Origin of the sequence: Dryocola sp. LX212, assembly GCA_041504365.1 — a bacterium.
GTDB lineage: Bacteria > Pseudomonadota > Gammaproteobacteria > Enterobacterales > Enterobacteriaceae > Dryocola.
The window spans coordinates 2,486,311-2,511,111 of sequence record CP167917.1 but is presented as its reverse complement, the minus strand read 5'-3'; the positions used below and the strand labels follow the sequence as shown (position 1 = coordinate 2,511,111).

At 55.0% G+C, this 24,801-nt stretch carries 27 protein-coding genes; 13 read left to right on the top strand and 14 right to left on the bottom strand.

Annotated elements, in window-relative coordinates; translation table 11 throughout:
• The first annotated feature begins 75 nt into the window (after positions 1-75).
• Positions 76-1,014 carry a DNA-binding transcriptional activator PunR gene (gene punR / locus ACA108_12000; protein ID XEX94138.1) on the top strand — a complete coding sequence of 313 codons (939 nt, stop codon included), beginning with the start codon at positions 76-78 and terminating at the stop codon, positions 1,012-1,014.
• Here the strand turns inward: punR and purR are convergent.
• Positions 1,011-2,036 carry an HTH-type transcriptional repressor PurR gene (gene purR / locus ACA108_11995; GenBank protein XEX94137.1) on the bottom strand — a complete coding sequence of 342 codons (1,026 nt, stop codon included), beginning with the start codon at positions 2,034-2,036 and terminating at the stop codon, positions 1,011-1,013. The two genes, punR and purR, sit on opposite strands and share 4 nt — an antisense overlap.
• 296 nt (positions 2,037-2,332) lie before the next feature.
• On the opposite strand from purR, the gene ACA108_11990 reads away from it, so the two are divergent.
• Positions 2,333-2,422, top strand: coding sequence for a YnhF family membrane protein (locus ACA108_11990; GenBank protein ID XEX94136.1), 90 nt, complete (start codon positions 2,333-2,335; stop codon positions 2,420-2,422).
• A gap of 121 nt (positions 2,423-2,543) precedes the next feature.
• Here the strand turns inward: ACA108_11990 and sodB are convergent, their stop codons facing one another.
• Both sodB and ACA108_11980 read right to left on the bottom strand, forming a co-directional pair.
• Positions 2,544-3,122, bottom strand: a complete 579-nt coding sequence (gene sodB, locus ACA108_11985; GenBank protein XEX94135.1) for a superoxide dismutase [Fe] — start codon at positions 3,120-3,122, stop codon at positions 2,544-2,546.
• Between the two features lie 121 nt (positions 3,123-3,243).
• Positions 3,244-4,074, bottom strand: a complete 831-nt coding sequence (locus ACA108_11980; GenBank protein XEX94134.1) for a C40 family peptidase — start codon at positions 4,072-4,074, stop codon at positions 3,244-3,246.
• Between the two features lie 358 nt (positions 4,075-4,432).
• On the opposite strand from ACA108_11980, the gene grxD reads away from it, so the two are divergent.
• From grxD to ACA108_11965, 3 genes are all read left to right on the top strand, one after another.
• Positions 4,433-4,777 (top strand): monothiol glutaredoxin 4, encoded by a 345-nt coding sequence (grxD, locus tag ACA108_11975; protein XEX94133.1) that lies wholly within the window; start codon positions 4,433-4,435, stop codon positions 4,775-4,777.
• A gap of 159 nt (positions 4,778-4,936) precedes the next feature.
• On the top strand, positions 4,937-6,319 hold the full coding sequence (pheP, locus tag ACA108_11970) for a phenylalanine transporter (GenBank protein XEX98091.1): 1,383 nt from the start codon (positions 4,937-4,939) through the stop codon (positions 6,317-6,319).
• Between the two features lie 16 nt (positions 6,320-6,335).
• Positions 6,336-7,235 (top strand): EamA family transporter, encoded by a 900-nt coding sequence (locus ACA108_11965; protein XEX94132.1) that lies wholly within the window; start codon positions 6,336-6,338, stop codon positions 7,233-7,235.
• Between the two features lie 101 nt (positions 7,236-7,336).
• Here ACA108_11965 and rnt read toward each other — a convergent pair whose 3' ends face one another.
• The 5 genes from rnt to eptA all read right to left on the bottom strand — a co-directional run bounded on the left by rnt (position 7,337) and on the right by eptA (position 12,047).
• Positions 7,337-7,996, bottom strand: a complete 660-nt coding sequence (gene rnt, locus ACA108_11960) for a ribonuclease T (protein ID XEX94131.1) — start codon at positions 7,994-7,996, stop codon at positions 7,337-7,339.
• Between the two features lie 96 nt (positions 7,997-8,092).
• Entirely contained in the window at positions 8,093-8,500 is a 408-nt protein-coding gene (gloA, locus tag ACA108_11955) for a lactoylglutathione lyase (protein XEX94130.1), read from the bottom strand.
• 94 nt (positions 8,501-8,594) lie between these two features.
• On the bottom strand, positions 8,595-9,692 hold the full coding sequence (locus tag ACA108_11950; GenBank protein ID XEX94129.1) for an alkene reductase: 1,098 nt from the start codon (positions 9,690-9,692) through the stop codon (positions 8,595-8,597).
• Between the two features lie 55 nt (positions 9,693-9,747).
• On the bottom strand, positions 9,748-10,347 hold the full coding sequence (locus tag ACA108_11945) for a TetR/AcrR family transcriptional regulator (GenBank protein ID XEX94128.1): 600 nt from the start codon (positions 10,345-10,347) through the stop codon (positions 9,748-9,750).
• A gap of 71 nt (positions 10,348-10,418) precedes the next feature.
• Positions 10,419-12,047 (bottom strand): phosphoethanolamine transferase EptA, encoded by a 1,629-nt coding sequence (gene eptA / locus ACA108_11940; protein ID XEX98090.1) that lies wholly within the window; start codon positions 12,045-12,047, stop codon positions 10,419-10,421.
• A gap of 184 nt (positions 12,048-12,231) precedes the next feature.
• On the opposite strand from eptA, the gene ACA108_11935 reads away from it, so the two are divergent.
• The 3 genes from ACA108_11935 to sodC all read left to right on the top strand — a co-directional run bounded on the left by ACA108_11935 (position 12,232) and on the right by sodC (position 14,017).
• On the top strand, positions 12,232-12,471 hold the full coding sequence (locus ACA108_11935) for a DUF1289 domain-containing protein (protein ID XEX98089.1): 240 nt from the start codon (positions 12,232-12,234) through the stop codon (positions 12,469-12,471).
• 57 nt (positions 12,472-12,528) lie between these two features.
• Positions 12,529-13,425, top strand: a complete 897-nt coding sequence (locus tag ACA108_11930) for an aldo/keto reductase family oxidoreductase (GenBank protein XEX94127.1) — start codon at positions 12,529-12,531, stop codon at positions 13,423-13,425.
• Positions 13,426-13,495: 70 nt separating this feature from the next.
• Positions 13,496-14,017 carry a superoxide dismutase [Cu-Zn] SodC gene (gene sodC / locus ACA108_11925; protein XEX98088.1) on the top strand — a complete coding sequence of 174 codons (522 nt, stop codon included), beginning with the start codon at positions 13,496-13,498 and terminating at the stop codon, positions 14,015-14,017.
• Between the two features lies 1 nt (position 14,018).
• Here sodC and ACA108_11920 read toward each other — a convergent pair whose 3' ends face one another.
• Genes ACA108_11920 through ACA108_11910 form a run of 3 tightly spaced genes read right to left on the bottom strand, consistent with a single transcriptional unit; the run spans position 14,019 to position 17,146 of the window.
• On the bottom strand, positions 14,019-16,040 hold the full coding sequence (locus tag ACA108_11920; GenBank protein ID XEX94126.1) for an FUSC family protein: 2,022 nt from the start codon (positions 16,038-16,040) through the stop codon (positions 14,019-14,021).
• A 7-nt stretch (positions 16,041-16,047) separates the two neighbouring features.
• A complete protein-coding gene (locus ACA108_11915; protein ID XEX94125.1) occupies positions 16,048-16,905 on the bottom strand; it encodes an efflux RND transporter periplasmic adaptor subunit in 858 nt (285 codons plus the stop codon).
• Positions 16,906-16,909: 4 nt separating this feature from the next.
• Positions 16,910-17,146, bottom strand: a complete 237-nt coding sequence (locus ACA108_11910; GenBank protein XEX94124.1) for a DUF1656 domain-containing protein — start codon at positions 17,144-17,146, stop codon at positions 16,910-16,912.
• A 175-nt stretch (positions 17,147-17,321) separates the two neighbouring features.
• On the opposite strand from ACA108_11910, the gene slyA reads away from it, so the two are divergent.
• Positions 17,322-17,762 (top strand): transcriptional regulator SlyA, encoded by a 441-nt coding sequence (slyA, locus tag ACA108_11905; protein XEX94123.1) that lies wholly within the window; start codon positions 17,322-17,324, stop codon positions 17,760-17,762.
• A 61-nt stretch (positions 17,763-17,823) separates the two neighbouring features.
• On the opposite strand, the gene slyB is transcribed toward slyA, so the two are convergent.
• A complete protein-coding gene (slyB, locus tag ACA108_11900; GenBank protein ID XEX94122.1) occupies positions 17,824-18,291 on the bottom strand; it encodes an outer membrane lipoprotein SlyB in 468 nt (155 codons plus the stop codon).
• 281 nt (positions 18,292-18,572) lie between these two features.
• On the opposite strand from slyB, the gene anmK reads away from it, so the two are divergent.
• The 4 genes from anmK to tyrS all read left to right on the top strand — a co-directional run bounded on the left by anmK (position 18,573) and on the right by tyrS (position 22,244).
• Positions 18,573-19,697: an anhydro-N-acetylmuramic acid kinase gene (gene anmK, locus ACA108_11895; protein XEX94121.1), complete on the top strand. Its 1,125-nt coding sequence runs from the start codon at positions 18,573-18,575 to the stop codon at positions 19,695-19,697.
• 93 nt (positions 19,698-19,790) lie between these two features.
• Positions 19,791-20,114 (top strand): C-type lysozyme inhibitor, encoded by a 324-nt coding sequence (gene mliC / locus ACA108_11890; GenBank protein XEX94120.1) that lies wholly within the window; start codon positions 19,791-19,793, stop codon positions 20,112-20,114.
• A gap of 57 nt (positions 20,115-20,171) precedes the next feature.
• Complete coding sequence (gene pdxH / locus ACA108_11885; GenBank protein ID XEX94119.1) at positions 20,172-20,828, top strand: pyridoxamine 5'-phosphate oxidase; 657 nt, start codon at positions 20,172-20,174, stop codon at positions 20,826-20,828.
• A gap of 141 nt (positions 20,829-20,969) precedes the next feature.
• Positions 20,970-22,244, top strand: coding sequence for a tyrosine--tRNA ligase (gene tyrS / locus ACA108_11880; GenBank protein XEX94118.1), 1,275 nt, complete (start codon positions 20,970-20,972; stop codon positions 22,242-22,244).
• Positions 22,245-22,320: 76 nt separating this feature from the next.
• Here the strand turns inward: tyrS and gstA are convergent, their stop codons facing one another.
• Together gstA and dtpA are read right to left on the bottom strand one after the other, a co-directional pair.
• Positions 22,321-22,923 (bottom strand): glutathione transferase GstA, encoded by a 603-nt coding sequence (gene gstA, locus ACA108_11875; GenBank protein XEX94117.1) that lies wholly within the window; start codon positions 22,921-22,923, stop codon positions 22,321-22,323.
• A 109-nt stretch (positions 22,924-23,032) separates the two neighbouring features.
• A complete protein-coding gene (dtpA, locus tag ACA108_11870; protein ID XEX94116.1) occupies positions 23,033-24,535 on the bottom strand; it encodes a dipeptide/tripeptide permease DtpA in 1,503 nt (500 codons plus the stop codon).
• Positions 24,536-24,801 lie beyond the last annotated feature (266 nt).

Sequence of the window (24,801 nt, the reverse complement as noted above, 5' to 3'; positions counted from 1 at the left end):
GTGTACGGAGTGCAAACTGGCTTGTGAAACGCTAATATTTGTAGATTGCATTCAAATATTTTGCAGGCAGAAATTATGTGGTCTGAATATTCCCTCGAGGTGATTGATGCGGTCGCGCGCAACGGCAGTTTCAGCGGAGCCGCACAGGAGCTGCACCGCGTTCCGTCTGCCATCAGCTACACGGTCCGGCAGCTTGAGGAATGGCTGGCGGTTCCCCTGTTCGAGCGCCGCCATCGGGATGTAGAATTGACCCCCGCTGGCGCCTTCTTTTTGAAGGAAGGGCGATCTGTTATCAAAAAAATGATGGCGACGCGGCAGCAGTGCCAGCAAATTGCCAACGGATGGCGCGGGCACCTGGCTATTGCGGTGGATAACATCGTGAAGCCTGAAAGAACGCGGCAGCTGGTGCTCGATTTTTATCGCCACTTTCCGGATATCGAACTGCGCATTTTCCAGGAGGTCTTCAACGGCGTGTGGGACGCGCTGGCCGATGGGCGCGTGGAAGTGGCTATTGGCGCCACGCAGGCTATTCCCGTTGGGGGACGCTACGCGTTCAGGGATATGGGCACGCTCAACTGGCGCTGCGTGGTGGCCGCCAGCCATCCGTTAGCACAGCGGGAGGGGGCGCTGAGCGATGAAGATCTACGCGCATGGCCGTCGCTGGTGCTGGAAGATACGTCCCGTTCGCTTCCCAAACGCATAACGTGGCTGCTGGATAACCAGCATCGCGTGGTGGTGCCGGACTGGCAGTCTGGATCCGATTGCCTTAGCGCCGGATTGTGCATCGGCATGGTGCCATCGCATATTGCAAAACCGTGGCTGGAGACGGGCAGCTGGCAAGAGCTGGAGCTGGAGAATCCTTTCCCGGACGCGGCATGCTGCCTGACCTGGCGGCAAAATGATGCCTCACCGGCGCTAGGCTGGCTGCTGGATTATCTGGGAGACAGTGAAACGATGAACCAGGAGTGGTTAAAAGAGCCTGAAACGAACGTCCAGGCTCCAGATGAGGCTTAGCGGCGATAGTCGCGGAACGGGCCGTCCGCGACGGAGCGGCGCTCAATAAGGCGCGGATGCACCTCGATGGTCTGCGACTCTTCGCGTTTGTTGACGATACGGTCCAGCAGCATGCCGAACGCCGTTTCACCCAGCGAGTCTTTTGGCTGGTGGATGGTGGTCAGCGCCGGTGAGAAGTAGCGGGCGTTGCGGACGTTATCATAGCCGATAATGGAGATATCCTGCGGGACTCGCAGGCCCATTTCATCCGCCGCGCAGATCGCGCCCATTGCCATGATGTCACCGCCGCAGAACACGGCGGTAGGGCGATGGGACTGGTTGAGGATCTGCTGCATAGCCCGGTAGCCGGATTCAGGTTCGAAATCGCCCTGCACGATCCAGTTTTCAGGAATGGCAATGTTTGCCTCCTGTAAAGCCTGCATAAAGCCCGCGTGGCGACCACCGCCGGTGTTACGTTCCATCTGCCCTGGAATGGCGCCTATCTCACGGTGACCGCGCTCAATCAGGTAGCGTCCGGCCAGATAACCGCCGCGGAAGGCGTTATCAATCACCGAGTCGGTAAAGTCCGCGCGCGCCTCACCCCAGTCCATCACCACCATCGGGATATGGCGATACTCTTCAAGCATGGTCAGCAGCGTATCCGGGTATTCCGAGCACATCACCAGCAGGCCGTCTACGCGCTTCTGCGCCATCATCGACAGGTAGGCGCGCTGCTTTTCAAAGTTGTTGTGCGCGTTACCCAGAATCAGGGTGTAGCCTTTCTCGAAGCAGCTGTTTTCTACGGCCTCAATGATTTCGGCGAAATAGGGCGCTTCGCTGGAGGTGGCAAGCAGGCCAATCGTTTTAGTGTGATTAACTTTCAGGCTGCGCGCAACGGCGCTTGGCGAATAGTGTAATTCTTTAATTGCCGCCCATACCGCGTTGCGCGTCTCTTCTGCGACGAAACGGGTTTTGTTAATAACATGTGATACGGTTGTAGTGGAAACGTTTGCGCGCTTCGCCACGTCCTTGATTGTCGCCATTAGATATCACTCCAGGCCATATCGTAAACTCCTGATAATTCTTGTGTTAAACGTTTGCGTTCGCTAACTCCAGGGCAACCTTTTGGGTTGCGGGCATGTCGGGAAGGCGACATAAAGCGGGAGGAGGGCGTTGAATTGATAGCACGCAGTAAATTAGCGGAGGATTTTGGCGCATCTTTTCGCAAAGTGGAAGAGGGAAAACTAATATCATTATAAATCCAGGAGGATTTTTGTTGCTGGTTGTGGGAAAATCCCTCCGAACGCACTCTTTACAGGGTTATAAAAGGAGATTATCCATGAGCACCGATCTGAAATTTTCCGTTATCACAACGGTTGTCGTACTGAGCCTGATTGTAGCAGGTGCTTTAACCGCCGTTCTGCACTGATTAAAATGGGCCGCTTTTGCGGCCCATCGCTTTATGGTTAGGTCACTTCCGGTGGATGGCGCTGGCGCTTATCCACCTTACGCGTAGCGCTACAAAAAGCGTAGCCGCATTTCAGACTGGCTTAAGCCAGGTTCTTCGCCACGAAATCCCAGTTCACCAGCGCCCAGAAATGCTCCAGATAATTTGGACGAGCGTTGCGGTAGTCGATGTAATAAGCGTGTTCCCATACATCAACGGTCAACAACGGCTTCGCGTCGGTGGTCAGCGGCGTGCCTGCGTTAGACGTAGAGACGATGGCCAGGCTGCCGTCTGCATTCTTAACCAGCCAGGTCCAGCCCGCGCCAAAGTTTTTCACCGCGGCATCGGTAAACTGCTGCTTAAAGTCGGCAAAGCTGCCAAAAGCTTTATTGATAGTGTTCAGCAGATCGCCTTCTGGTTCGCCGCCCGCGTTTGGTGCCAGGCAGTGCCAGTAAAATGTGTGGTTCCATACCTGGGCGGCGTTGTTGAAAACGCCACCTTCGGAAGAACGAACGATTTCTTCGAGAGATTTCCCTTCAAAAGCCGTGCCCTTCACCAGGTTGTTCAGGTTAGTGACATAGGTTTGATGGTGTTTGCCATAGTGGTATTCCAGGGTTTCGGCTGAGATATGCGGTGCCAGGGCATCCTTCGCATAGGGTAATGCAGGTAGTTCGAACGACATTGCTTAACTCCTTATTATTGTTAATGCTAAATAACCACGTTTAGTGTGGGTTTAGGGTAACAAATTGAAAGGATGAGCAAAAGGGGGATGTCACCTCCTCCGCTAAGAGAAGGTGACAGGATTAACGAATGGTTTTGGAGGTCATCACACGGCGCGCGCCAACATAGTGACGCTGCCAGTAATCTTCGCTCAGGGAGGTGATCTGTATGTCCCGCCCGGTGCGAGGAGATTGAATAAATTTGCCGTTGCCGACGTAAACGCCAACGTGGTCCGCCGTGCCGCGCCCACGGGTGCGGAAGAAGACCAGGTCGCCGCTTTGCAGCTCGCCGCGGTCAACCGAAGCGGCATCACGCAGGTGATACATCTCGTTGGCCGTACGGGGGATGCGAAACTTGACCAGATCTTTATACGCGTAATAAACCAGACCGCTGCAGTCGAAGCCGGTGCGGGGAGATGTGCCACCCCAATGGTACGGTTTGCCAATCTGGTTCATCAATTTGTTCATCGCCGTTTTCCGCGCTTTCTGCACGCGGACCTTATGGGCCTGGGCAATGGTTAGATTACTATCTGTTTTTACCGTAGTGCATTTAGCCTTATGGCCCTTGCGTGCTTTCGTGCAGTGCTGGGTTGCGGCGAGTGACTGGGTTTTGATAGCCGGAGCGGTTTTTTTAAGCGATTTTTTGCTGCTGGATTTTGCGAGGGTTTTACTTTTACTTTTTACGTCGATCTTTTTCTTTTTCACCGCAGCAACTGATTTACTGCTGGACTTCTTCGTGGTGGAGCTCGCTTTCACTTTACTCTTGCTGGTTTTCTTTTTGGCCGTGCTCTTTGTCGCATGTGTTTTTTGAGCAGTGGCAGTGGACGCATGCTCTGAAGCATGCGCCAATGGGGTCAACGGCAAGGTAAATAGCAGAGCACAGAGCGTGATTGATCTTTTTGTTATCCGCGCCACTCAACAATCCCCTGATTATGCGGACACGACGAATACCATCATGCCCACGTATGATTTTAGAAACCTGCCGATTCTAATCGATAAGACGTCAGAAAGTTAACAGTCTTTTCCCTCTGGAAGGGCATTTCGGTACCGGTCGCAAAAAAATTAACCGATTACGCACTCATTAAGCAATTTATTGATCGAGATTGGGGTATTTTGCCGATTGGCGCGATTCGGAAAAGTGTTATTCTTAATCCATGTTTGGCGTTCGTCGCGCGCTGCGGAATAACCTTATGCAATTTGGTGTTTTCGGGCGGGGGCGCTACTCGTTACAATGGCAGACTACTGCCGTAAAAAGGTTTGAGGAAGCAAGACAATGAGCACAATCGAAAAAATCCAACGCCAGATCGCTGAGAACCCAATTCTTCTGTATATGAAAGGTTCCCCGAAGCTGCCAAGCTGCGGTTTCTCCGCCCAGGCCGTGCAGGCGCTTTCCGCCTGCGGCGAGCGCTTCGCCTATGTGGATATTCTGCAGAACCCGGACATTCGCGCAGAGCTGCCAAAATACGCCAACTGGCCAACCTTCCCGCAGCTGTGGGTCGACGGCGAGCTGGTCGGCGGCTGTGACATCATCATCGAGATGTACCAGCGTGGCGAACTGCAGCCGCTGATCAAAGAGACTGCGGAAAAGCATAAGTCTGAAGAGCCTGACGCGGAATAATCCACCCGGCTGTACAAGAACCCGCCGCTTATCCGGCGGGTTTTTTTATGCCGCCTTTCTCGCACCTTGCCACTCTCGTCCTCAGGTGTTAAAAGGTGCCCCCTTGAATGAAAGAGACAGGAGAGTGACGTGAAAGACACGTCAGAGACATCAGGGCGGATGGGTCAGGATGTTACGCACGCAGATGAGCCGGTGCTTAAGCGCGGCCTGAAGAATCGCCATATACAGCTTATTGCCCTCGGGGGGGCCATCGGCACCGGCCTGTTCCTCGGCATTGGGCCTGCTATCCAGATGGCGGGGCCTGCCGTGCTGCTGGGCTACGGGGTGGCGGGAATTATCGCTTTTTTGATCATGCGCCAGCTTGGTGAAATGGTGGTTGAAGAGCCGGTGTCCGGTTCGTTTTCCCACTTTGCCTATAAATACTGGGGGCCGTTTGCAGGCTTTCTTTCGGGCTGGAACTACTGGGTGATGTTCGTGCTCGTGGGCATGGCGGAGCTCACCGCCGCCGGTATCTACATGCAGTACTGGTTTCCGGACGTGCCGACGTGGATTTGGGTGGCGGGGTTCTTTGTCATCATCAACGCGGTCAACCTGGTCAACGTTAAGCTTTACGGCGAAATGGAGTTCTGGTTTGCGCTCATTAAGGTGCTGGCGATAGTCGGGATGATCGGCTTCGGCATCTGGCTGCTTGCCTCGGGCCAAGGCGGGGAAAAGGCGACAATCGCTAACCTCTGGCAGCACGGTGGTTTCATGGCAACCGGCTGGCACGGACTAATCCTGTCGCTGGCGGTAATTATGTTCTCCTTCGGCGGGCTTGAGCTGATTGGGATCACCGCCGCAGAGGCTCAAAATCCGCAAACGACGATCCCGAAGGCCATTAATCAGGTGGTCTACCGTATTCTGCTGTTTTACATCGGCTCGCTGGTGGTGCTGCTGTCGCTCTATCCGTGGCTGGACATCAAGTCCAGCAGCAGCCCTTTCGTGATGATTTTCCACGAGCTGGACAGCAACATCGTGGCGTCGTCGCTGAACTTTGTCATTCTGGTTGCCTCGCTGTCGGTCTATAACAGCGGCGTCTACTCCAACAGCCGCATGCTGTTTGGCCTTTCGCTCCAGCGCAACGCGCCTGCCTTCCTGGCGAAGGTCAATCGCGGCGGCGTACCGGTTAATTCGCTGATGCTGTCCGGCGCGATAACCTCGCTGGTGGTGGTGCTGAACTATGTACTGCCTCACGATGCGTTTGGCCTGCTGATGGCGCTGGTGGTTGCCACATTATTGCTCAACTGGATCATGATCTCGCTGGCCCACCTCAGGTTCCGCTGCGCCATGCGCCGTAAGGGACGGGAGACACGTTTCAGGGCGCTTCTATACCCGTTCGGCAACTATCTGTGCATCGCCTTTATGATGATGATTCTGGTGCTGATGTGTACCATTGACGAGATGCGGCTTTCGGCCATGCTGTTGCCGGTATGGATTGTCTTCCTGTTTGGCGCGTTTAAGCTTTCTCGCCGCAGGCAGGTTAAATGGGTTCAGGGACATTAATTAAAGGGCAGGGGAAATGAGCGTTAGTCGGAAAGGGATGCTGTACGTGCTGTTTGCTGCCGTACTGTGGGGTAGCTCCGGGGTTTGCGCCCAGTTCATTATGGAGCAAAGTCATATCTCGTCGGAATCACTGACCATGCTGCGTCTGCTGTTTTCCGGTTTAATCCTCCTGACGCTGTCGTTTATGCACGGAGATAAGATCTTCGCGGTATTTAAACACCGTCAGGATCTTATCTCGCTGCTGATTTTCACTGTGTTCGGCGCGCTGATAGTCCAGCTTACGTTTCTGGTGACGATTGAAAAGTCCAATGCGGCCACCGCCACCATACTGCAGTTTCTCTCGCCAACGATAATCGTGGCCTGGTTTGCGCTGGTGAAGAAAAAGCGTTCCGGCAGGCTGGTATTTGCTGCTATCGCCACGTCGCTGGTGGGCACATTTTTGCTGGTGACGCACGGCGACCCAAGGTCGCTGACTATTTCTACGGCTGCGCTGTTCTGGGGCATTGCCTCGGCGTTCTCTGCCGCATTCTATACAACTTTTCCCTCAGCGCTGATAGCGCGCTACGGCACTTTGCCGGTAGTGGGCTGGAGCATGCTGCTTGGCGGGATCGCGCTGTTGCCTTTTTACGCCAGCCAGATCGGCAGCTTTAACGCCAGCGGCGGCGTGCTGCTTGCCTTCTTCTATCTGGTGGTGGTGGGGACGGCGATCACCTTCAGCCTGTACCTGACCGGCGCGCAGATGATTGGCGGGCCAAAGGCCAGCATTCTGAGCTGCGCGGAGCCGCTGAGCAGCGCATTTTTATCGGTGCTGCTATTGGGAGTCTCGTTTGCGGTGCCGGACTGGATTGGCTCGCTGCTGATTATCTCTTCGGTGCTGCTGATCTCGCTGGATACGCGGGGAAAACTTCACGGCTGAGGATTGTATCGGATGGAGCATTTGCTTCACCGACCTGCATGTCCATGATTTTGTTGGTTTGTAGGGTGGAGACGCGAATGTGTCATCCACCCTTTCTGCTATTAAGACTCAGGCGCTTCCTGCTCGGGCAGCGGCAGCGGCCAGCCACCTAAACGCTTCCAGCGGTTCACAATCTCACAGAACAGCAGGGCGGTCTGCTCGGTGTCATAGAGCGCCGAGTGCGCCTGGCTGCTGTCGAACGGCATACCTGCCGCTATACATGCTTTTGCCAGCACGGTCTGACCGAGGGCCAGGCCGCTCAGCGCTGCGGTATCAAAGGTCACGAACGGATGGAACGGGTTACGCTTAAGCGAGGCGCGCTCTGCCGCCGCCATCGTGAAGCTATGGTCGAAGGTCGCGTTGTGCGCCACCATAATTGCCCGGTTACAGCCGCTGTCTTTGATGCCCTTGCGGATCATTTTGAAAATGGCGTGCAGCGCTTCATATTCGCTGACGGCTCCACGCAGTGGGTTATGCGGGTCGATGCCGTTGAAGGCCAGCGCTTCAGGCTGGAGAATGGATCCCTCAAAAGGCTCGACGTGGAAATGCAGAGTTTCGTCAGGCATTAACCAGCCGTTCTCATCCATTTTCAGGGTGATGGCGGCAATCTCCAGCAGGGCATCGGTTTTGGCGTTAAAACCGGCGGTTTCAACGTCGATGACGACTGGGTAAAAGCCACGAAAACGGTCGCACAGGCCATGCAGTTGCGTGTTGTCAGACATCAGGATCTCTTAATACGGGGAAAATGCAGCGCGCATTATGGCAAATTTTGCGGAGTGTTGCAGTAACGGGTGCAGGGAGCACCCGTCAACAGGAGATTAGTTGCCCAGACCCAGACCTGCGTCTTTGCTTTCGATAAGTTCGATTTTGTAACCGTCCGGATCTTCGACGAAAGCGATCACGGTGCTGCCGCCTTTAACCGGCCCTGCCTCACGCGTCACGTTACCGCCGTTATTGCGGATACGCTCGCAGGCTTCGGCTGCGTTATCCACGCTAAGCGCGATGTGGCCGTAGGCGTTGCCCAGGTCGTAGCTGTCCACGCCCCAATTGTAGGTCAGTTCGATAACCGCCTCTTCGGTCTCCGGGCCGTAGCCCACAAAGGCCAGAGAGTATTTGTATTCGGTGTTTTCGCTGGTGCGCAGCAGGGTCATGCCCAGCACGTTAGTGTAAAATTCGATGGAGCGTTGCAGGTCGCCAACACGCAGCATGGTGTGAAGTAAGCGCATAAAATCCTCTTAGAATTAGACGGTTAACATCCGAAAACGTTTTGAAATCTGCGGTAAGTATAGCGGCGTTAATACGCCGCTATCAATCACCGACTTATAAAGTTGGGTAATCGGTGTAGCCTTCCGCGCCGCCGCCATAGAAGGATTCAGGGCGCTGCTCGTTGAGTTCGGCGTTGCGATGCAGGCGCTCGACCAGATCCGGGTTGGCAATGTAATCGCGGCCAAACGCAACGGCGTCGATTAATCCTTTCTCAATCAGGGATTCTGCTTTTTCCGGAGTATAAGCCCCGGCACCGATGATCACGCCGCTGAAGCGGTCGCGCACTTTCTGACGGAATTCGTCGCTGTAAGGTGCACCGCCCGCCCAGTCCGGCTCGGACATGTGCAGATAGGCTATGCCGCGTTTGTTCAGCTCTTCAATCAGGTACAGCGCATCCGCTTCTTCGTCCGGACCATTATCGACGTTCTGGAACGAGCCGATTGGTGAAACGCGGATGCCAATACGGTCAGCGCTCCACTCTTTGCTTACCGCATCCACAACTTCCAGCACCAGACGAGCGCGGTTTTCGCGGCTGCCGCCGTAGGCGTCGGTACGGTGGTTGGAAGACGGGGAAAGGAACTGGTGCAGCAGATAACCGTGAGCGGAGTGCAGCTCAATCAGGTCAAAACCTGCATCGCGGGCGTTGCCCACGGCCTGACGGAAATCGTTGACAATGCCCGGGATCTCATCGGTTTCCAGCGCGCGGGGCATGGAGGTATCGACGCGGATCGCCTTGCCATTTTCGTCACGCAGCGAGGTGCGTGTGCCGGCAGAAAGGGCAGAAGGCGCGACGGGTGCCTGCTGGTTCGGCTGGATGCTGGAGTGGGAGATGCGCCCGGTGTGCCACAGCTGAACGGCAATGCGGCCTTTTTCAGCGTGAACGCCCGCGGTGATTTTCTTCCATGCTTCGATTTGCTCTTCGCTGTGCAGGCCAGGCGCGCCTTCATAACCCTTAGCCTGAGCGGAAATCTGCGTGGCTTCGGTGATGATCAGGCCGGAGCTTGCGCGCTGGCGATAGTATTCACCCATCAGCGGAGTAGGGATGTCGCCCGGTACGATGCTGCGCAGACGCGTCAGCGGAGCCATGAAAATGCGGTTTGGAGCGGTAACGGGACCCACCTTCAGTGGGGTAAACAATTTATCTGCTGACATAGTTAATCCTTAGAATAGACCGGTCGTCTAGTAATGAAATAAATAAAAAAGCCCGTCAGGAGACGGGCTCCGCAATTAAGCGATCCACATAAATAAATGCGCTTTCCAGCGGCATTGCGCTGCGTGAAATCTTCGCCTGCAGGCTGGCGCCCAGCCACAGAGCGTAAATCGTTTGTGCCAGATCCATCGCGCTGCCGTTAATCAGCAGACTTTTTTCTGCCTGACCTTTCTGCAGCGCGTTTGCCAGCTGGGTAATAATCTGCGCGGCGCCTTTATCGAGCGCCCCGCGCATATCTTCCGAAAGGTCGCAGACTTCCGCCGAGAGCTTCACCGTCAGGCAGCTGATAAGGCGGCTGTGCTGGTTAAAATAAGTCAGGGATTCCTGATACCAGCCGAGCAGTTTTTCACGATAGTTTCCGGAGCCCTGACAAAAATGCTGCTGCAGCCGCTGGTTATAGGATTCGTAATAGCGCTCGAGCATCACCACGCCAAACGCCTCTTTTGAGCGGAAGTAGTGATAGAAAGAGCCTTTCGGCACGTCAGCGGTGCGTAACAGTTCGCTTAATCCCATACCGGTGAAGCCGCGCTGCAGGCAAAGCTGCTCGCCGGTAGCAAGAAGATGTTCACGAGTATCATGTGCAGGGTTTCTGTTCATGGGGTTTACTGTAATAGACCGGTCAGTCTAGCGCAAGAGCCGGGCGGATTTTTTTCGAATCGCCCGGTCAGTCAGCCCCTACGACAGCTGGCGAGAATATCCATATCTGATTGATACTCAGAGGTTTTAATGTCCATCATGCCCAGCATCGTTGAGAACAGATTGTCCTGAGAAACATCGCTGCTGGCCGCCTTTTCCGCCAGGCAGTCGGGGTTGACCGCGTAGTTCTGCTCATAATCTTTCGACAGCCAGAACAGGAAAGGAATATGCGTCTGCTGGGAGGGGGCAAACATATAAGGTGTGCCGTGCAGATAAATCCCGCTTTCGCCCAGTGATTCACCGTGGTCAGAAAGGTAGACTAGCGCGGTGTTAAATTTATCCTGCCGCGCCCTCAGCATATCAATAGTCCGGCTGAGCACGTCGTCGGTATAGAGGATCGTATTGTCATAGGTGTTGATAAGCGCCTGACGGTCACAGTCCTGGATCTGGTTGCTGTCGCAGGTTGGCGTGAATCTACGGAACCTGTCCGGATAGCGCTGGTAGTACGCCGGGCCGTGGCTGCCCATCAGGTGCAGCACAATTACCGAATCCTGCTGCACCCCGTCGAGCACGTTGTCCAGGCGGTGCAGTACCGCATTGTCAAGGCACGACTTGCTTATACAAAGGTTTTCAAGCTGCCACTGGGGCATAGTAGTGTGCGGGATACGGTCGCAGGCACCCTTGCAGCCCCCGTCGTTATCTCGCCACAGCATGTTCACCCCGGCATGCCCCATCACGTCCAGCAGGCCTTCCTGATGACGCGCCAGGTCCGCATCGTATTTACTGCGCGGCATATCAGAAAACATGCAGGGTACGGAAACGGCCGTTTCGGTCCCGCAGGAAGTCGCTTTCGGGAAATATACGACACCCTGTTTTTTCAGCTCCGGGTTTGTTTCACGGGCATAGCCGTTCAGGGAGTAGTTTTCGGCTCGCGAGGCTTCACCCACTACCAGAATGACAACGGTTTTCTTTTTTTGCTGGCTAATCACCGGGCCTTTTTTCGCATCTTCGCCGATGCGAATCAGCGTCTGATCTCCGGCAAACCAGCGCTCTTTGCTGTAGCGGCCAATGGCGCTGATATAGTTGGCGGGCGTCACCATTTTTACCACGCCTTTATTATTTCGGAACAGCGAGGCGTAATCTTTATAAAAAACGGAGGCCACAAGAATAATGACCAGCAGCCCTGCCAGAATTCCTACCAGGCGAGTGAGGGCAATATGCCACCAGCGTGCAGGTTTAATTTTAATCGCGCCCAGAATAACAGCGGGGATCATACCCGCCAGCGCAAGCCACATTATAAGCTGCGGCGTGATGAGCGCTGTGGCTTCCTGGGAGTCGGTCTCAAAGACGTTAACCATCATGCTCTTATCGATGACGGCACCGTAGGTGTACATAAAGTAATTGCTGCTCGCGCAGCCCAGCACCAGTATTACCAGCATCGGCTTGCGCAGCCATGGAATATTGATCGCGCTGAATATTGTCAGCCAGGCGCAAAAAAGCACAACAGGAACAGTCGCTGCAAATAGCCAGCTGTGCAGGGAGTCGGGCGCAATGATTTGCCAGCTGCGACGAATAAACAGGGTGTTAATGGCGGTAAAGAAGAATGCGCAGCAGAGGTTAAACTTCGCATCGTTACATTGTAACTTTTTAATGAATTCCATAACGGCCATAATAATTTCTGAAGATTGTGGCAAGAATAAAGAGGGAAGATTAGGTGAACATTAACGTCACCCTGAACCCTGGCCCTGTTGATGGAACGTTTAAGTTGGCTTTATTCCGGTGCCGCGCTTGCATCCTTGCTGATGTCGGGCTTCAATTGAAGGAAGTCAGAGCGTGGGGGTAAAAGTGGCCGAGCAGCTTGAGTTTTTCCCGATACAAAGCCCTTGTCGTGGGATCTGCCAGTCGGATGAACGCGGGTATTGCCGCGGCTGTATGCGCAGCCGGGACGAACGATTTAACTGGCAAAAGCTCAGCGATCCCCAGAAGCAGGAAGTGCTGCGCCTGTGCCGCCAGCGCTTTTTGCGCAAGTTACGAACAAACGCCAGCAATGCATCCGAAGAACCGCAGCAATCCTCACTTTTTTAATCGTTTATCCCCGCTATACTTCGGCGCAGAATTCTTCCAAAACTGAGGTCATGCTTTATGGTACAGCGCATTACAATTTCCCCGCAGGGACCCGAGTTTTCACGCCTGGTGGTGGGGTACTGGCGTCTGATGGAGTGGAATATGTCTCCGCGCCAGCTGGCCAGTTTTATTGAAGAGCATGTTGAACTGGGGATCACCACCGCCGACCACGCCGATATTTACGGCGGCTACGCCTGTGAAGCAGCCTTCGGCGACGCAATGCGCCTGGTGCCGCATCTGCGCGAAAAAATGGAGATTGTCACGAAATGCGGTATCGCCACTACCGCGAATCCCGACCACGCGCTTGGCCATTACATTACCGATCGCAGCCACATCATCAGCAGCGCCGAAGCCTCGCTGCAGAAGCTTGCCACCGACTATCTCGATCTGCTGCTGATCCATCGCCCGGATCCGCTGATGGACGCGGATGAAGTCGCTGAAGCTTTCACCGACCTGCATAAGAGCGGCAAAGTCCGCCACTTCGGCGTGTCGAACTTCACTCCGGCCCAGTTTGCGCTCCTGCAGTCGCGCCTGCCGTTTACGCTGGCAACTAACCAGGTAGAGATTTCACCGGTCCATCAGCCTGCCATTCTGGATGGCACCCTCGATCAGTGCCAGCAGCTGCGTATCCGCCCGATGGCGTGGTCCTGCCTCGGTGGCGGCAGCCTGTTTAATGATGAAGCCTTTCAGCCCCTGCGTGATGAGCTGCAGGCGGTGGCCGACGAAATCGGCGCGCAGACGATTGAACAGGTTGTTTATGCGTGGGTGATGCGCCTGCCGTCCAGGCCGCTGCCAATAATCGGCTCGGGTAAAATTGAGCGCGTCCGCTCCGCCATCCACTCCCTGTCGCTGGACATGAACCGTCAGCAGTGGTTCCGCATTCGCAAAGCCGCGCTGGGTTACGACGTGCCATAAGCCGTATTAATTGCCTCCTGGCGATATTCTGCCTAACCTTTACTGGGCAAAATAGATACAGGAGGTAATGATGAAGCGTTTGAGTCTCGCATTATTCGCAATGTTGACCTGCGGTGCAGCCCAGGCGGCAAGCGAAAAAGTTGAAATGAATCTCGTCACGCCGCAGGGCATCGGCCACTCTCTTGGCGCTGTCACCATCAACGAAACAGATAAGGGGCTCGAGTTCGCCCCTGACTTGCGTACGCTCCCGCCCGGTGAACATGGTTTCCATGTTCACGCCAAAGGCACCTGCGAGCCAGCCATGAAAGAGGGCAAACCTTCAGCCGCCGAGGCGGCGGGCGGCCACCTTGATCCGGACAACACAGGCAAGCATAGGGGGCCGGAAGGCGTGGGGCACCTCGGGGATTTACCCGTGCTGGTGGTGAACAATGACGGCAAGGCAACAGAGCCCGTCACGGCACCGCGCCTGAAAAAGCTTGATGACGTGAAAGGCAAAGCCCTGATGATCCACGTGGACGGCGATAATATGTCCGATCAGCCCAAACCGTTAGGCGGTGGCGGCGCACGTTACGCCTGCGGCGTGATTAAGTAGCTCAGCTGCTGCCTGTCAGCGTACCGACAGGCGGCGCTTGTTCCAGCTGTGAGAGGGAGCAGTTCAGCCGCCAGATGATCCCCGCCAAATCCCGCGCCGCAGGAGTGTGGTGGTGGGCAAGCGTATCGCAAATCCTTTGTAGTTCCCTCAGCGCCTCGCCCAGCGGACGCTGCTGCACGCCACGTTCACTCATGACATCCCGTAGCGTATGAATGCAGACGTCCCGCACGTTAGACAGCGGATCTGACCGCGTTTCCCAGCCGCGAAGCTGCCAAACAACGTGCGAACAGTTCAGCAGCACTACCCCCCAGCGCAGCAGCCAACGCCTTGCCGTTTCATCTTTGCTGTTGCTTAACTGGCTGATGTGGTGATAAACGAGGGATTCAAACTGATTTTCATTACGCTGCGGCCTGCGGCTCAGCTGATCGATGAACCCGCGGCGTAGCGAACGAATATGACGGCGGCTTTTGCGCGTGTCAGAGCTTGGTCGCAGAACGGAGAATGCAACCCACGACAGCCCCACGCCGATGACCTTGGCGAGGTTATCGTTCAGGAAACCGCCAAAGTCGTAAACCGGCGGATTGGTAACGGCGATAAACGATCCCATAAACACGATTAGCTGGCCCCAGAGACCCGCGAGCTTAGGCTGCTGAAGTTTGAGCAGCTGCATCGTTGCCAGCAGCGGGAACAGGAAAATCAGGAACTGCCAGAGGTCGGTTATCTGTACCATCAGCCCGAACTTCACCAGGAAGCTGAACAGCGACAGCCAGAGCAGGGTGCGCATCAGCAGCGTCAGCGAGCCCAGCGGGGAGGCGACCGAGGAATAAAGCACGCAGCTGATGGCCGCGAGGGATAACGCTCCGCTTGCGGCATCCCACTGTGTTCCGATGCTCCACGCCCCCGTCACTATGATGACGCAGAAAGTACGCAGTGCGCTCCAGCTTGCTTCTGCGCTGTCCGTATGGCGGGCAAGGGAGGGCGTTTTGGGAGGGGTTATGACCGACACGGGCGTGGCGTTCTCCAGCTCGCGCAGCCAGCGGCTGCTGTCGAGGTACAGCCAGCAGAAATAGCGCAGGCGGTGCCAGAATGCATGGTGGCGATAGTCGTCGTCTGCCCCCGGCGCAAGCTGTTGGAGAAGGCGCGCAACCTGGTACTTATGGGTTTCCGGGCGGGCGAGCTCCTTCAGTAGCGCATCCAGCAGCGGCCACAAACGTTCGGGCGGGTTTGACCAGTTCACCAGCATGCGGCGCAGGCCGGAAATTACGCTGGTCAGGCGCAGCTGCTGGTGCAGCAAATAGTTGAGCAGGTTGTTCTGGCGCCGGAAGCGGTAATGGCTCCAGAAGGCCTGAATGCGCAGCAGGTTCATGGTCAGGATCTGGCCGATCACCCCTTCGTGGGCGGTGCGGATTTCATCGGTAGTTTCCGGCTTCCACAGCAGGCTTGCGTGTTCAAGCAGGCGGGCGTGCATCGTTTTCAGGGCCGTTATGAGCGTGGTGCCGTCCGATGTGCTGGGCAGCACCATCATCATAAAGCCGCCGCATAAAATCCCGACGATAACTTCGCAGACGCGGGCCTGAGCGATATCCCACAGCTGGGTGGTTTCCACGGTATCAATCATCGGAAAGGCGATAATGGCCGCCGTGTAGCCCGCCAGCATAAACGCGTAGGCCGCATTGTTCTGGAAATGGCTGGAGACCCAGGTGCAGAGCGCAAGCCAGGCGGCCATTGAAAACGTAAACAGCCACGGATCGTTAAGGGTATTACCGGCAATAATCAGTGCTGCCGTCGCGCCTATCAGGCTTCCGGCGATGCGCCCCAGGCTTTTACTGACCACGCCGCCAACGGTAGGGAAACTGACTACCGCCGCAGAGGTCATTGCCCAGTACGGTTCGTCTAAATCAAGGCAGTAGGCAATGGTGAGTGCGAGACACATCGCAATAGCGTTGCGCAGGGCGTAGCGCCACTGCCCGCCGGATGCTTTGCCCCACGGGGTGTTATGCCACTCAAGCCGGCTTAATTTCATCTCCGGCTCATTGCGTAATAGTGACGGTACAGGTGGTACCGGAAACCAGCGTCACGCCCTGCGGCACAGCATCCAGCCTGATACGGACGGGCACTCGCTGCGCCAGCCGTACCCACGGCACGTTGGGTTTGATATCCGGCACGAGATCGCTCTCGCTCTCTATGCTCTGGTCGTAAATCGCCCGCCCGATGCTTTCAACTTTGCCCGACAGCGGCTGGTGGCCGCTGTATAAAACGATATTTGCCGGGTTGCCGGGCCGGATATGCCTGAGCTTCGTCTCTTCGAAATAGCCCACCACGTAGAAAGAGTGGCTGTCCACGAGGGCGAAGACCGGCTGGCCCGTGGACGCGTAGTTGCCCGTCCGAGTAGAGAGATTGGTGACCCAGCCGTCAACCGGGGCGGTTACCGTGGTCTGGCTAAGCTGCCATTGCGCCTGCTTAAGCGTGGCCTGCGCGGCTTTAACGGCGGCCTCGGCGGCCTTCACATTGATGTTCGCCGTGTCCATATCCTCGGCGGAAATGTAATTTTTTGGCAGATGGCGGCGGCGATTGGCTTCGTTATTCGCTTTGGAGAGCGTGGACTGCGACTGGGCAAGCTGCGCTTCGGCGTTAAGTTCGGCAATCTGATAGGGCGTGACGTCCAGCGTGAACAGCACCGAACCCGCTTTGACAAACTGGTTATCGACAACGTTCAGGTGCGTAATGGTTCCGGAAACCTGGGGTGTGATGCTGACCTGCTCGGCGCGCACCTTGCCGTCCCGCGTCCACGGAGACTGCATGTAATAATTCCAGAGCAGCCATCCGGCCACAACGGCTGCCGCGAAAACAACGAGGGTTGAGAAGTACTTCAATGTTTTTAAATTCATCTGCTTACCACATAGCCAGGATGACAAACGCCGCGCTTACCGACAGGGAAAATAGCGACAAATCCATCAGGGTCGGATGCCAGATTTCGCCGGAATACATCCAGTCGCGTAACAAACGGTGAAGGATAAGCCAGAAGAAAAAGCCCAGCAGCACAGGTTTAAACAGGGGAGGAAAGTAGATGGACGCGCCAACAATTAAGTCCTGAAGCGCCAGGCCTGATGCGGAAAAAGTGAAGCTCACGTCGAATAATCCTTTAATATATCGGGGACTGCTGCCGTTTTCCCGGACTTCGCTGTAATATTAAAGTGTAGATGGTTACCTAACATCAGCGGAAGTAAGGAATTTGTTTTTTAATTCAAAGCCTGCACAATAGTCTAAAATCAGTATAATAACTTAGCAAGCTAATTATAAGGAGATGAAATTGGAATCGCCACTAGGATCAGATCTGGCCCGCTTGGTGCGTATTTGGCGTGCTCTGATTGACCATCGCCTGAAACCTCTGGAATTGACACAGACACACTGGGTGACGCTGCATAACATTCATCAGCTTCCGCCCGAGCAGTCACAGATTCAGCTGGCCAAAGCGATTGGCATCGAGCAACCCTCACTGGTCCGCACGCTGGATCAGCTGGAGGAGAAGGGATTAATCTCCCGTCAAACTTGCGCAAGCGACCGACGTGCAAAGCGTATTAAACTGACCGACCGTGCCACGCCGATTATCACCGAAATGGAAGCGGTGATTAACCATACGCGCGGCGAAATTTTATCGGGGATCAGCGACGAGGAGCTAACCCTGCTGATCAAACTGGTTGCCCGTCTTGAACAAAATATTATTGAGCTCCAGGCGCAGGATTGAACCGGCGTTTGCTGCCCAATAAAAAAGAGGCCTGAATCATTCAGGCCTCTTTTTTTGCTAACTAGCGTGGGGAGACGGTCGTCTGGCTGCCGTTGCTGGCAATCATTACGCGCTGCCCCGGGGAGTATTGAGTGCTGCCCTGTTTCTGGACCACCAGAATGGTGTTGCCGTCATCTTTACGAATTTCCAGCTCTACGCCCTGCGTCTTATTCATTGCACCCTGAACGCCCTGGCCCGCTACGCCACCGGCAACGGCACCCGCTGCGGTTGCAAGGGAACGACCGGTGCCGCCGCCAACGGTATTACCCAGGAAGCCACCCAGCACGGCCCCGCCGATTGCACCCATCACGTTTTTGTCATCGCCACCCTGAATCTGTACCGGACGAACCGAGACGAGCGTGCCGTAAGTGACGCTCTGGACCTGCTTCGCTTCTGAGGCGCTGTAAACGTCCCCGGAAAGTGAACTGTCATTAACACAGCCTGCCAGCGTAAGTCCGACCAACGAAACAACCAGTACACGTGAAATCATTTGAGAATCTCCTGTTTCAACAACGCCCATGTGAGCATCCATAATGGGTAAATTATAAGGTATTTAGATGCTGAATTTTAGATTAGTTCAAAACGCTGAAGGCAAAAATAATAAATGAGTCGTCATCAACCGGGAATAAACGGCGTCAAGCTTAGGGTTAAGGCGTGGGCAGAGGATGCGCCGCTCGCGAACTTGTTAAAAAGTATTAATAATTGATCGTACTGTCCCGGCGTTTGTGGTGGAGTACTCGGATAATCCGTAAGTTTTTACAGGAGTAAGAGATGAAATCTGGTCGTTATATCGGCGTGATGTCGGGCACCAGCCTCGACGGCATAGATGTTGTATTAGCGGCTATTGATGAAAATCTTGTCGTTCAGCTTGCTAACCATAGTCATCCCATCCCCCTTGAACTAAAAAATGCGATTCTGGCTGTTTGCCAGGGGCAGCAGCTGACGCTCTCACAGCTGGGCCAGCTTGACCATCGTCTGGGAAAGCTTTTCGCCGAGGCGGTACAAGCTTTGATGAACGAGCAGGGCCTGACGCACGCCGACGTGGTGGCCATCGGCTGTCATGGTCAGACAGTCTGGCACGAGCCGCACGGAGAGGCGCCCCACACGATGCAAATCGGCGATAACAACCATATTGTTGCGCGAACGGGCATCACCGTGGTGGGAGATTTTCGCCGTCGGGATATGGCCCTGGGCGGTCAGGGTGCGCCTTTAGTTCCTGCTTTTCACCACGCGTTGCTGGCACACCCCACTGAACGTCGGATGGTGCTGAACATTGGCGGGATTGCGAATCTTTCTTTGCTTATCCCTGACCAGCCGGTTAAAGGATATGACACAGGCCCAGGCAACATGCTGATGGATGCCTGGATCTGGCGACAGAAAGGTAAGCCCTACGATAAAGACGCCGCATGGGCGAGCAGCGGCAAAGTAATTTTACCGCTGCTTCAGCAGATGCTCAGCGACCCTTATTTTGCCGCCCCGGCGCCGAAAAGTACGGGACGTGAATACTTCAACTATAGCTGGTTAGAGCGCCAGCTGGCCGCTTTCCCGGGCATTGCGCCGGAAGACGTGCAGGCGACGATCACCGAACTGACTGCGGTAACTATTGCCGAACAGGTGTTGTTGAGCGGTGGGGGTGAAAGAGTAATGGTTTGCGGCGGCGGTAGCCGCAACCCGCTGCTAATGGCGCGTCTGGCAGGGTTACTGCCGGGAATCGAAGTGGGTACCACTGACGAAGCAGGGATCAGCGGTGACGATATGGAAGCGCTGGCGTTCGCGTGGCTTGCCTGTCGTACCGTCTCCGGCCTGCCGGGTAACCTCCCGTCGGTGACCGGCGCCTCAGAGGCCAGCATTATCGGTGCCATATTCCCTGCAAATCCGTTGCATAATCAGAGTTAACTGAAATTAACTTCTGTCCCGACTCTTTACACTTAAGACGATAATGGAGGGTGGCCTGCCCTCCAGGGATAAGAAGATCGCCAGGATACGCTGATGAAAAAACTACTTATTGCCGCTGTTCCTATGCTGCTTGCCGGCTGTAGCTACTACAACTCCTTCGTTGAACGGATGCAAACCGACACGCTGCAGTACCAGTGCGATGAAAAGCCGCTGACCGTGAAGCTCAATAACCAGAAGCAAATGGTTAACTTCGTCTATGAGAATGATTATCTTTCATTGACCCAGGGCCTGTCGGCTTCGGGCACCCGTTATACCGACGGTGTCTATGTTTTCTGGTCTAAGGGCGACTCTGCCACGGTCTACCGCAAAGACAGTATCGTGCTGAATAACTGCCAGCTGCAAAATCCGAAAAGTTGAGATTTCTGAGGGTGGGGCGCACAATAGCCCCACCTGATGATAACCTGACCTAACGCCATGTCTGATAACGACTCTCTGCAACAGATTGCCCATCTGCGCCGTGAATACACTAAAGGTGGCCTGCGCCGCAGCGATCTTACCGATAATCCCCTCGACCTGTTTGAACGCTGGCTTGCCCAGGCCTGCGATGCGAAACTGGCCGACCCAACTGCGATGGTTGTGGCGACGGTGGATGAAAACGGTCAGCCGTATCAACGCATTGTCCTGCTTAAACATTTCGACGAGTGCGGCATGGTGTTCTACACCAATCTCGGCTCGCGTAAAGCACACCATCTGGAGCAGAACCCGCGTATCAGCCTCCACTTCCCATGGCATATGCTGGACCGCCAGGTGATGGTGCAGGGGACGGCAGAACGCCTGTCCACGCTCGAAGTGATGAAATACTTCCACAGCCGCCCGCGTGACAGCCAGATTGGCGCCTGGGTCTCTAAGCAGTCCAGCCGTATTTCCGCGCGCGGCATCCTCGAAAGTAAGTTCCTTGAGCTGAAGCAAAAATTCCAGCAGGGCGAAGTGCCGCTGCCGAGTTTCTGGGGCGGCTATCGCGTCACATTTGACCAGATGGAATTCTGGCAGGGTGGCGAACACCGCCTGCACGATCGCTTTTTGTACCAGCGCGAAGGCGATGCCTGGAAAATTGACCGCCTGGCCCCGTAACACCGGCGATTTATTACGTTAAGCGCTGGCACTCCGTGGGCTGGCGTTTTATTCTATGCCCCCTAAGAAATGAACCCATTCGCCACGAGGCGAAGAGCTGTGTACCAGCAAAGGTGCAGTCGTATATACATGGAGAATTTGATGGCAAGCATCAATTTGATAAAACAATTGCAAGAGCGGGGCCTGGTGGCTCAGGTCACGGACGAGGAAGCGTTAGCGCAGCGCCTGGCGCAGGGGCCAATCGCGCTCTATTGCGGCTTCGATCCTACCGCCGACAGCTTGCATTTGGGCCATCTGGTTCCGCTGCTGTGTCTGAAACGTTTCCAGGAAGCCGGCCATAAGCCCGTAGCTCTGGTTGGCGGCGCGACGGGTCTGATTGGCGACCCGAGCTTTAAGGCCGTTGAGCGTAAGCTGAACACAGAAGATACCGTTCACGAGTGGGTGGAAAAAATTCGCCGTCAGGTTGCACCTTTCCTCGATTTTGACTGCGGTGAAAATTCAGCGATTGCGGCTAACAACTACGACTGGTTTGGCGGCATGAACGTGCTGACCTTCCTGCGCGACATCGGTAAACACTTCTCTGTTAACCAGATGATTAACAAAGAAGCGGTAAAACAGCGTCTGAACCGTGACGACGTGGGCATCTCCTTTACTGAGTTCTCCTACAACCTGCTGCAGGGCTATGACTTCGCCTGTCTGAACAAGCTGCACGGCGTTGTGCTGCAAATCGGCGGTTCGGATCAGTGGGGCAATATCACCTCCGGTATCGATCTGACCCGTCGTCTGCACCAGCAGCAGGCCTTCGGTCTGACCGTGCCGCTCATCACCAAGTCTGACGGGACTAAATTCGGTAAAACTGAAGGCGGCGCGGTATGGCTGGATCCGAAGAAAACCAGCCCATACAAGTTCTACCAGTTCTGGATCAACACCGCAGACTCGGACGTTTACCGCTTCCTGAAGTTCTTCACCTTTATGAGCCTCGAAGAGATCGATGCGCTGGAAGAAGAAGACAAGAACAGCGGTGCGGCACCTCGTGCCCAGTACGTGCTTGCAGAGCAGGTGACCCGTCTGGTGCACGGTGAAGAGGGGCTGGTGGCCGCTAAGCGCATCACAAGCAGCCTGTTCAACGGTAACCTGAGCGATCTGACGGAAGCAGACTTCGCGCAGCTGGCGCAGGACGGTGTTCCCATGGTAGAAATGGAGCGCGGTGCAGATCTGCAGCAGGCGCTGGTGGACTCTGAGCTACAGCCATCCCGCGGCCAGGCGCGCAAGACCATCGCGCAGAACGCCATCACCATTAACGGTGAGAAGCAGTCCGACCCGGAATACACCTTTGCTGAAGGCGATATTCTGTTCAATCGCTACACCCTGCTGCGTCGCGGTAAGAAGAATTACTGCCTCGTCTGCTGGAAGTAAGCCATAAAAAAGGCGAGAGACTGAGCGTCCTCGCCTCTGCTGTGAAACGTCCTCTGCGCTGAGGGCGTTTTTGTTTTTAAATCCCTTCTGCCGTCATTGCCGCTTCGACGGCCGGACGCGCCTTCATGCGCTCCATAAACGCTTCGATATTGCTCAGACCGTTCAGATCCAGCTTCAGTGCCTGCGCCCAGCGCAGCACGGTAAACAGATAGGCGTCCGCCACGGTAAAGCGCAGGCCCATCAGCCACTGCTTGTCGTTCAGCTCTTCGTTAACGTATTTAAACTTCTTCTCCAGCGCCTGGCGGGTGACGGTTTTGAACTCATCAGGAGTAGCCGGATTGAACAGCGGGCTGAAGCCCTTGTGCAACTCGGTGGCAATGTAGTTCAGCCACTCAAGCGTGTGGTAGCGCGTCATGCTGCCCGCAGGGGCCAGAAGCTGGCGGTCCGGCACTTTGTCTGCCAGATACTGCACGATGGCCACGCCCTCGGTGAGCAGCGAGCCGTCGTCCATCAGCAGCGCAGGGACCTGGCCTTTTGGGTTCACCTCAAAGTAGTCGTCACCGGCTTCGGTGCGCTTGGTGGCTAAATCAACTTTGATAAGGGAGAAATCCAGCCCGGTTTCACGCAGGATGATGTGGGGAGAGAAGGAACAGGCACCTGGCTTATAATACAGTTTCATTACTGAACTCCTTTAGGGCGCTAAGATTCCTTATGGTAGTGCTCCTGCAGGCAAAAAAAAAGCCGTTAGCGAAAAGCTAACGGCTGAAAATTCAGTGTTTCCCGCTATATTACGCGGTGGCTTTCTCGGATGCCGCGTCAGTAGCATCTGACTGGGTCATACGGTTCAGTTTTGGCGCGATAACGATCATCAGCAGGGCGATAACGCCGGTGGCGATACCAATCTGCATGAACACGTGACCGTAGACATGCAGGGACTGCAGCGGATCGGTCACGTCGTCCGGTACGGCCATCAGATTAGCAACTTTACCGGCGATAAGTGCCGCACCCGCGGTAGTCAGGAACCAGCTACCCATGATGAAGCCCATCAGGCGCTGTGGCACCAGCTGTGCAACCATTGCGAGGCCCAGACCAGAAATCATCAGTTCACCGGTACTCTGCAGCGCGTAGCTCAGAATCAGCCAGTTAACGGACACGATACCCGCATCAGTTGCGAACTTCGCACCCAGCGGCAGCACAAGGAAGGCGAAGGAGCACAGCACCATACCAATAGCGAACTTGTGCGGCATCGGCAGGCGGTCGCCCATCTTGTTATAAATAGCGGCCAGAATCGGGCTACCAATCATGATCCAGAACGGGTTCAGCGCCTGGAACTGCTCTGGCTGGAACGTGATGCCTAAAATAGCGTGCTCAACGTTACGAATCGCAAAGAAGTTCAGGGATGTTGGCATCTGGCTGTAGAGCACGAAGAAGACAATCGCTTCGAGCATCAGAATGAAGGCAACGATCATCTTACGACGCGCTGCGCCTTTCATGGCAATCGCTTCTTTGGCGAAGATAATCACAATACCCAGGGCGACCAGGCCCAGAACGCCTCGAGCAACGCTCTGGTTGTGCAACAGCCAGGTTGCGATAACGATCAGCACGACAACGCCGATGATGGTGGCAAACAGTTTACCGAAGTGAACCGGTAAGAAGTCAGGCTTAGATCCGTAATCTTTAACCCAGCGCTTGCAGAACATGAAGTTCACCAGGGTGATCAGCATGCCGACGAAGCTCAGCGAGAAAGCAACGCTCCAGCCAAACTTCGCGGCCAGCCACGGGGTGGCGAGCATGGAGAAGAAGGAGCCGATATTGATGGCCATGTAATACATAGTGAAGGCGCCATCAAGACGCGGATCATCTTTATCATAACAGGTAGAGAGCAGTGCGGACGGGTTAGCCTTAAACAGGCCGTTACCGACGGCGATAGTCGCCATACCCATAAAGACGATTGCAGCGTCATGGCCGGAATAGGCGACGAGTCCATAGCCGAGAGCCAGAACGATGGTCCCCAGCATAATGACGCGTTTGGTGCCGAGCACTTTATCACCCAGCCAGCCGCCGACGGCAACGAGGCCAAAAACCAGTGCGCTGAAAGAGGAGAACAGTGTAATAGAATCCGCTTCTGACATACCCAGTTGTTTAACCAGGTAGACGGCCATGATCCCTTGCAGGCCGTAGTAACCAAAACGTTCCCATAGCTCAATAGAAAAGATCAGGTAGAACGATTTAGGTTGTTTGAAAGCGTTCAGACTAACGCTTTCTGCTGGTTTATTGTTTGCAGTCGACACATATACCTCTTTTTTTACATCCCACTTTAACAGGAGTCTTATAAGCGTGAAGGCCTGTGGCAGTCACTTTATTGTTATTATGGAAGGGGAAACGGCGGGTAATGTTCACTATCCTGCGCCTTCAGGCAAGTGTTTTGTAATATTCAGTTACATATAACTGCGGTGGAATAATGCTACTGAGAATGAAATGTTATTCAGCGTTAAATTTTAATAAATGTCACTTTACCCATTTAAAATCTCTCCCGTTACGTTTTGCGGGGCATTTC

Excerpts from the sequence above, each read along its gene's own strand:
- punR (XEX94138.1), top strand. The coding sequence starts at position 76 with ATGTGGTCTGAATATTCCCTCGAGGTGATTGATGCGGTCGCGCGCAAC.
- purR (XEX94137.1), bottom strand. The coding sequence starts at position 2,036 with ATGGCGACAATCAAGGACGTGGCGAAGCGCGCAAACGTTTCCACTACA.
- ACA108_11990 (XEX94136.1), top strand. The coding sequence starts at position 2,333 with ATGAGCACCGATCTGAAATTTTCCGTTATCACAACGGTTGTCGTACTG.
- sodB (XEX94135.1), bottom strand. The coding sequence starts at position 3,122 with ATGTCGTTCGAACTACCTGCATTACCCTATGCGAAGGATGCCCTGGCA.
- grxD (XEX94133.1), top strand. The coding sequence starts at position 4,433 with ATGAGCACAATCGAAAAAATCCAACGCCAGATCGCTGAGAACCCAATT.
- pheP (XEX98091.1), top strand. The coding sequence starts at position 4,937 with ATGGGTCAGGATGTTACGCACGCAGATGAGCCGGTGCTTAAGCGCGGC.
- ACA108_11965 (XEX94132.1), top strand. The coding sequence starts at position 6,336 with ATGAGCGTTAGTCGGAAAGGGATGCTGTACGTGCTGTTTGCTGCCGTA.
- rnt (XEX94131.1), bottom strand. The coding sequence starts at position 7,996 with ATGTCTGACAACACGCAACTGCATGGCCTGTGCGACCGTTTTCGTGGC.
- gloA (XEX94130.1), bottom strand. The coding sequence starts at position 8,500 with ATGCGCTTACTTCACACCATGCTGCGTGTTGGCGACCTGCAACGCTCC.
- ACA108_11950 (XEX94129.1), bottom strand. The coding sequence starts at position 9,692 with ATGTCAGCAGATAAATTGTTTACCCCACTGAAGGTGGGTCCCGTTACC.
- ACA108_11945 (XEX94128.1), bottom strand. The coding sequence starts at position 10,347 with ATGAACAGAAACCCTGCACATGATACTCGTGAACATCTTCTTGCTACC.
- eptA (XEX98090.1), bottom strand. The coding sequence starts at position 12,047 with ATGGAATTCATTAAAAAGTTACAATGTAACGATGCGAAGTTTAACCTC.
- ACA108_11930 (XEX94127.1), top strand. The coding sequence starts at position 12,529 with ATGGTACAGCGCATTACAATTTCCCCGCAGGGACCCGAGTTTTCACGC.
- sodC (XEX98088.1), top strand. The coding sequence starts at position 13,496 with ATGAAGCGTTTGAGTCTCGCATTATTCGCAATGTTGACCTGCGGTGCA.
- ACA108_11920 (XEX94126.1), bottom strand. The coding sequence starts at position 16,040 with ATGAAATTAAGCCGGCTTGAGTGGCATAACACCCCGTGGGGCAAAGCA.
- ACA108_11915 (XEX94125.1), bottom strand. The coding sequence starts at position 16,905 with ATGAATTTAAAAACATTGAAGTACTTCTCAACCCTCGTTGTTTTCGCG.
- slyA (XEX94123.1), top strand. The coding sequence starts at position 17,322 with ATGAAATTGGAATCGCCACTAGGATCAGATCTGGCCCGCTTGGTGCGT.
- slyB (XEX94122.1), bottom strand. The coding sequence starts at position 18,291 with ATGATTTCACGTGTACTGGTTGTTTCGTTGGTCGGACTTACGCTGGCA.
- anmK (XEX94121.1), top strand. The coding sequence starts at position 18,573 with ATGAAATCTGGTCGTTATATCGGCGTGATGTCGGGCACCAGCCTCGAC.
- mliC (XEX94120.1), top strand. The coding sequence starts at position 19,791 with ATGAAAAAACTACTTATTGCCGCTGTTCCTATGCTGCTTGCCGGCTGT.
- pdxH (XEX94119.1), top strand. The coding sequence starts at position 20,172 with ATGTCTGATAACGACTCTCTGCAACAGATTGCCCATCTGCGCCGTGAA.
- tyrS (XEX94118.1), top strand. The coding sequence starts at position 20,970 with ATGGCAAGCATCAATTTGATAAAACAATTGCAAGAGCGGGGCCTGGTG.
- gstA (XEX94117.1), bottom strand. The coding sequence starts at position 22,923 with ATGAAACTGTATTATAAGCCAGGTGCCTGTTCCTTCTCTCCCCACATC.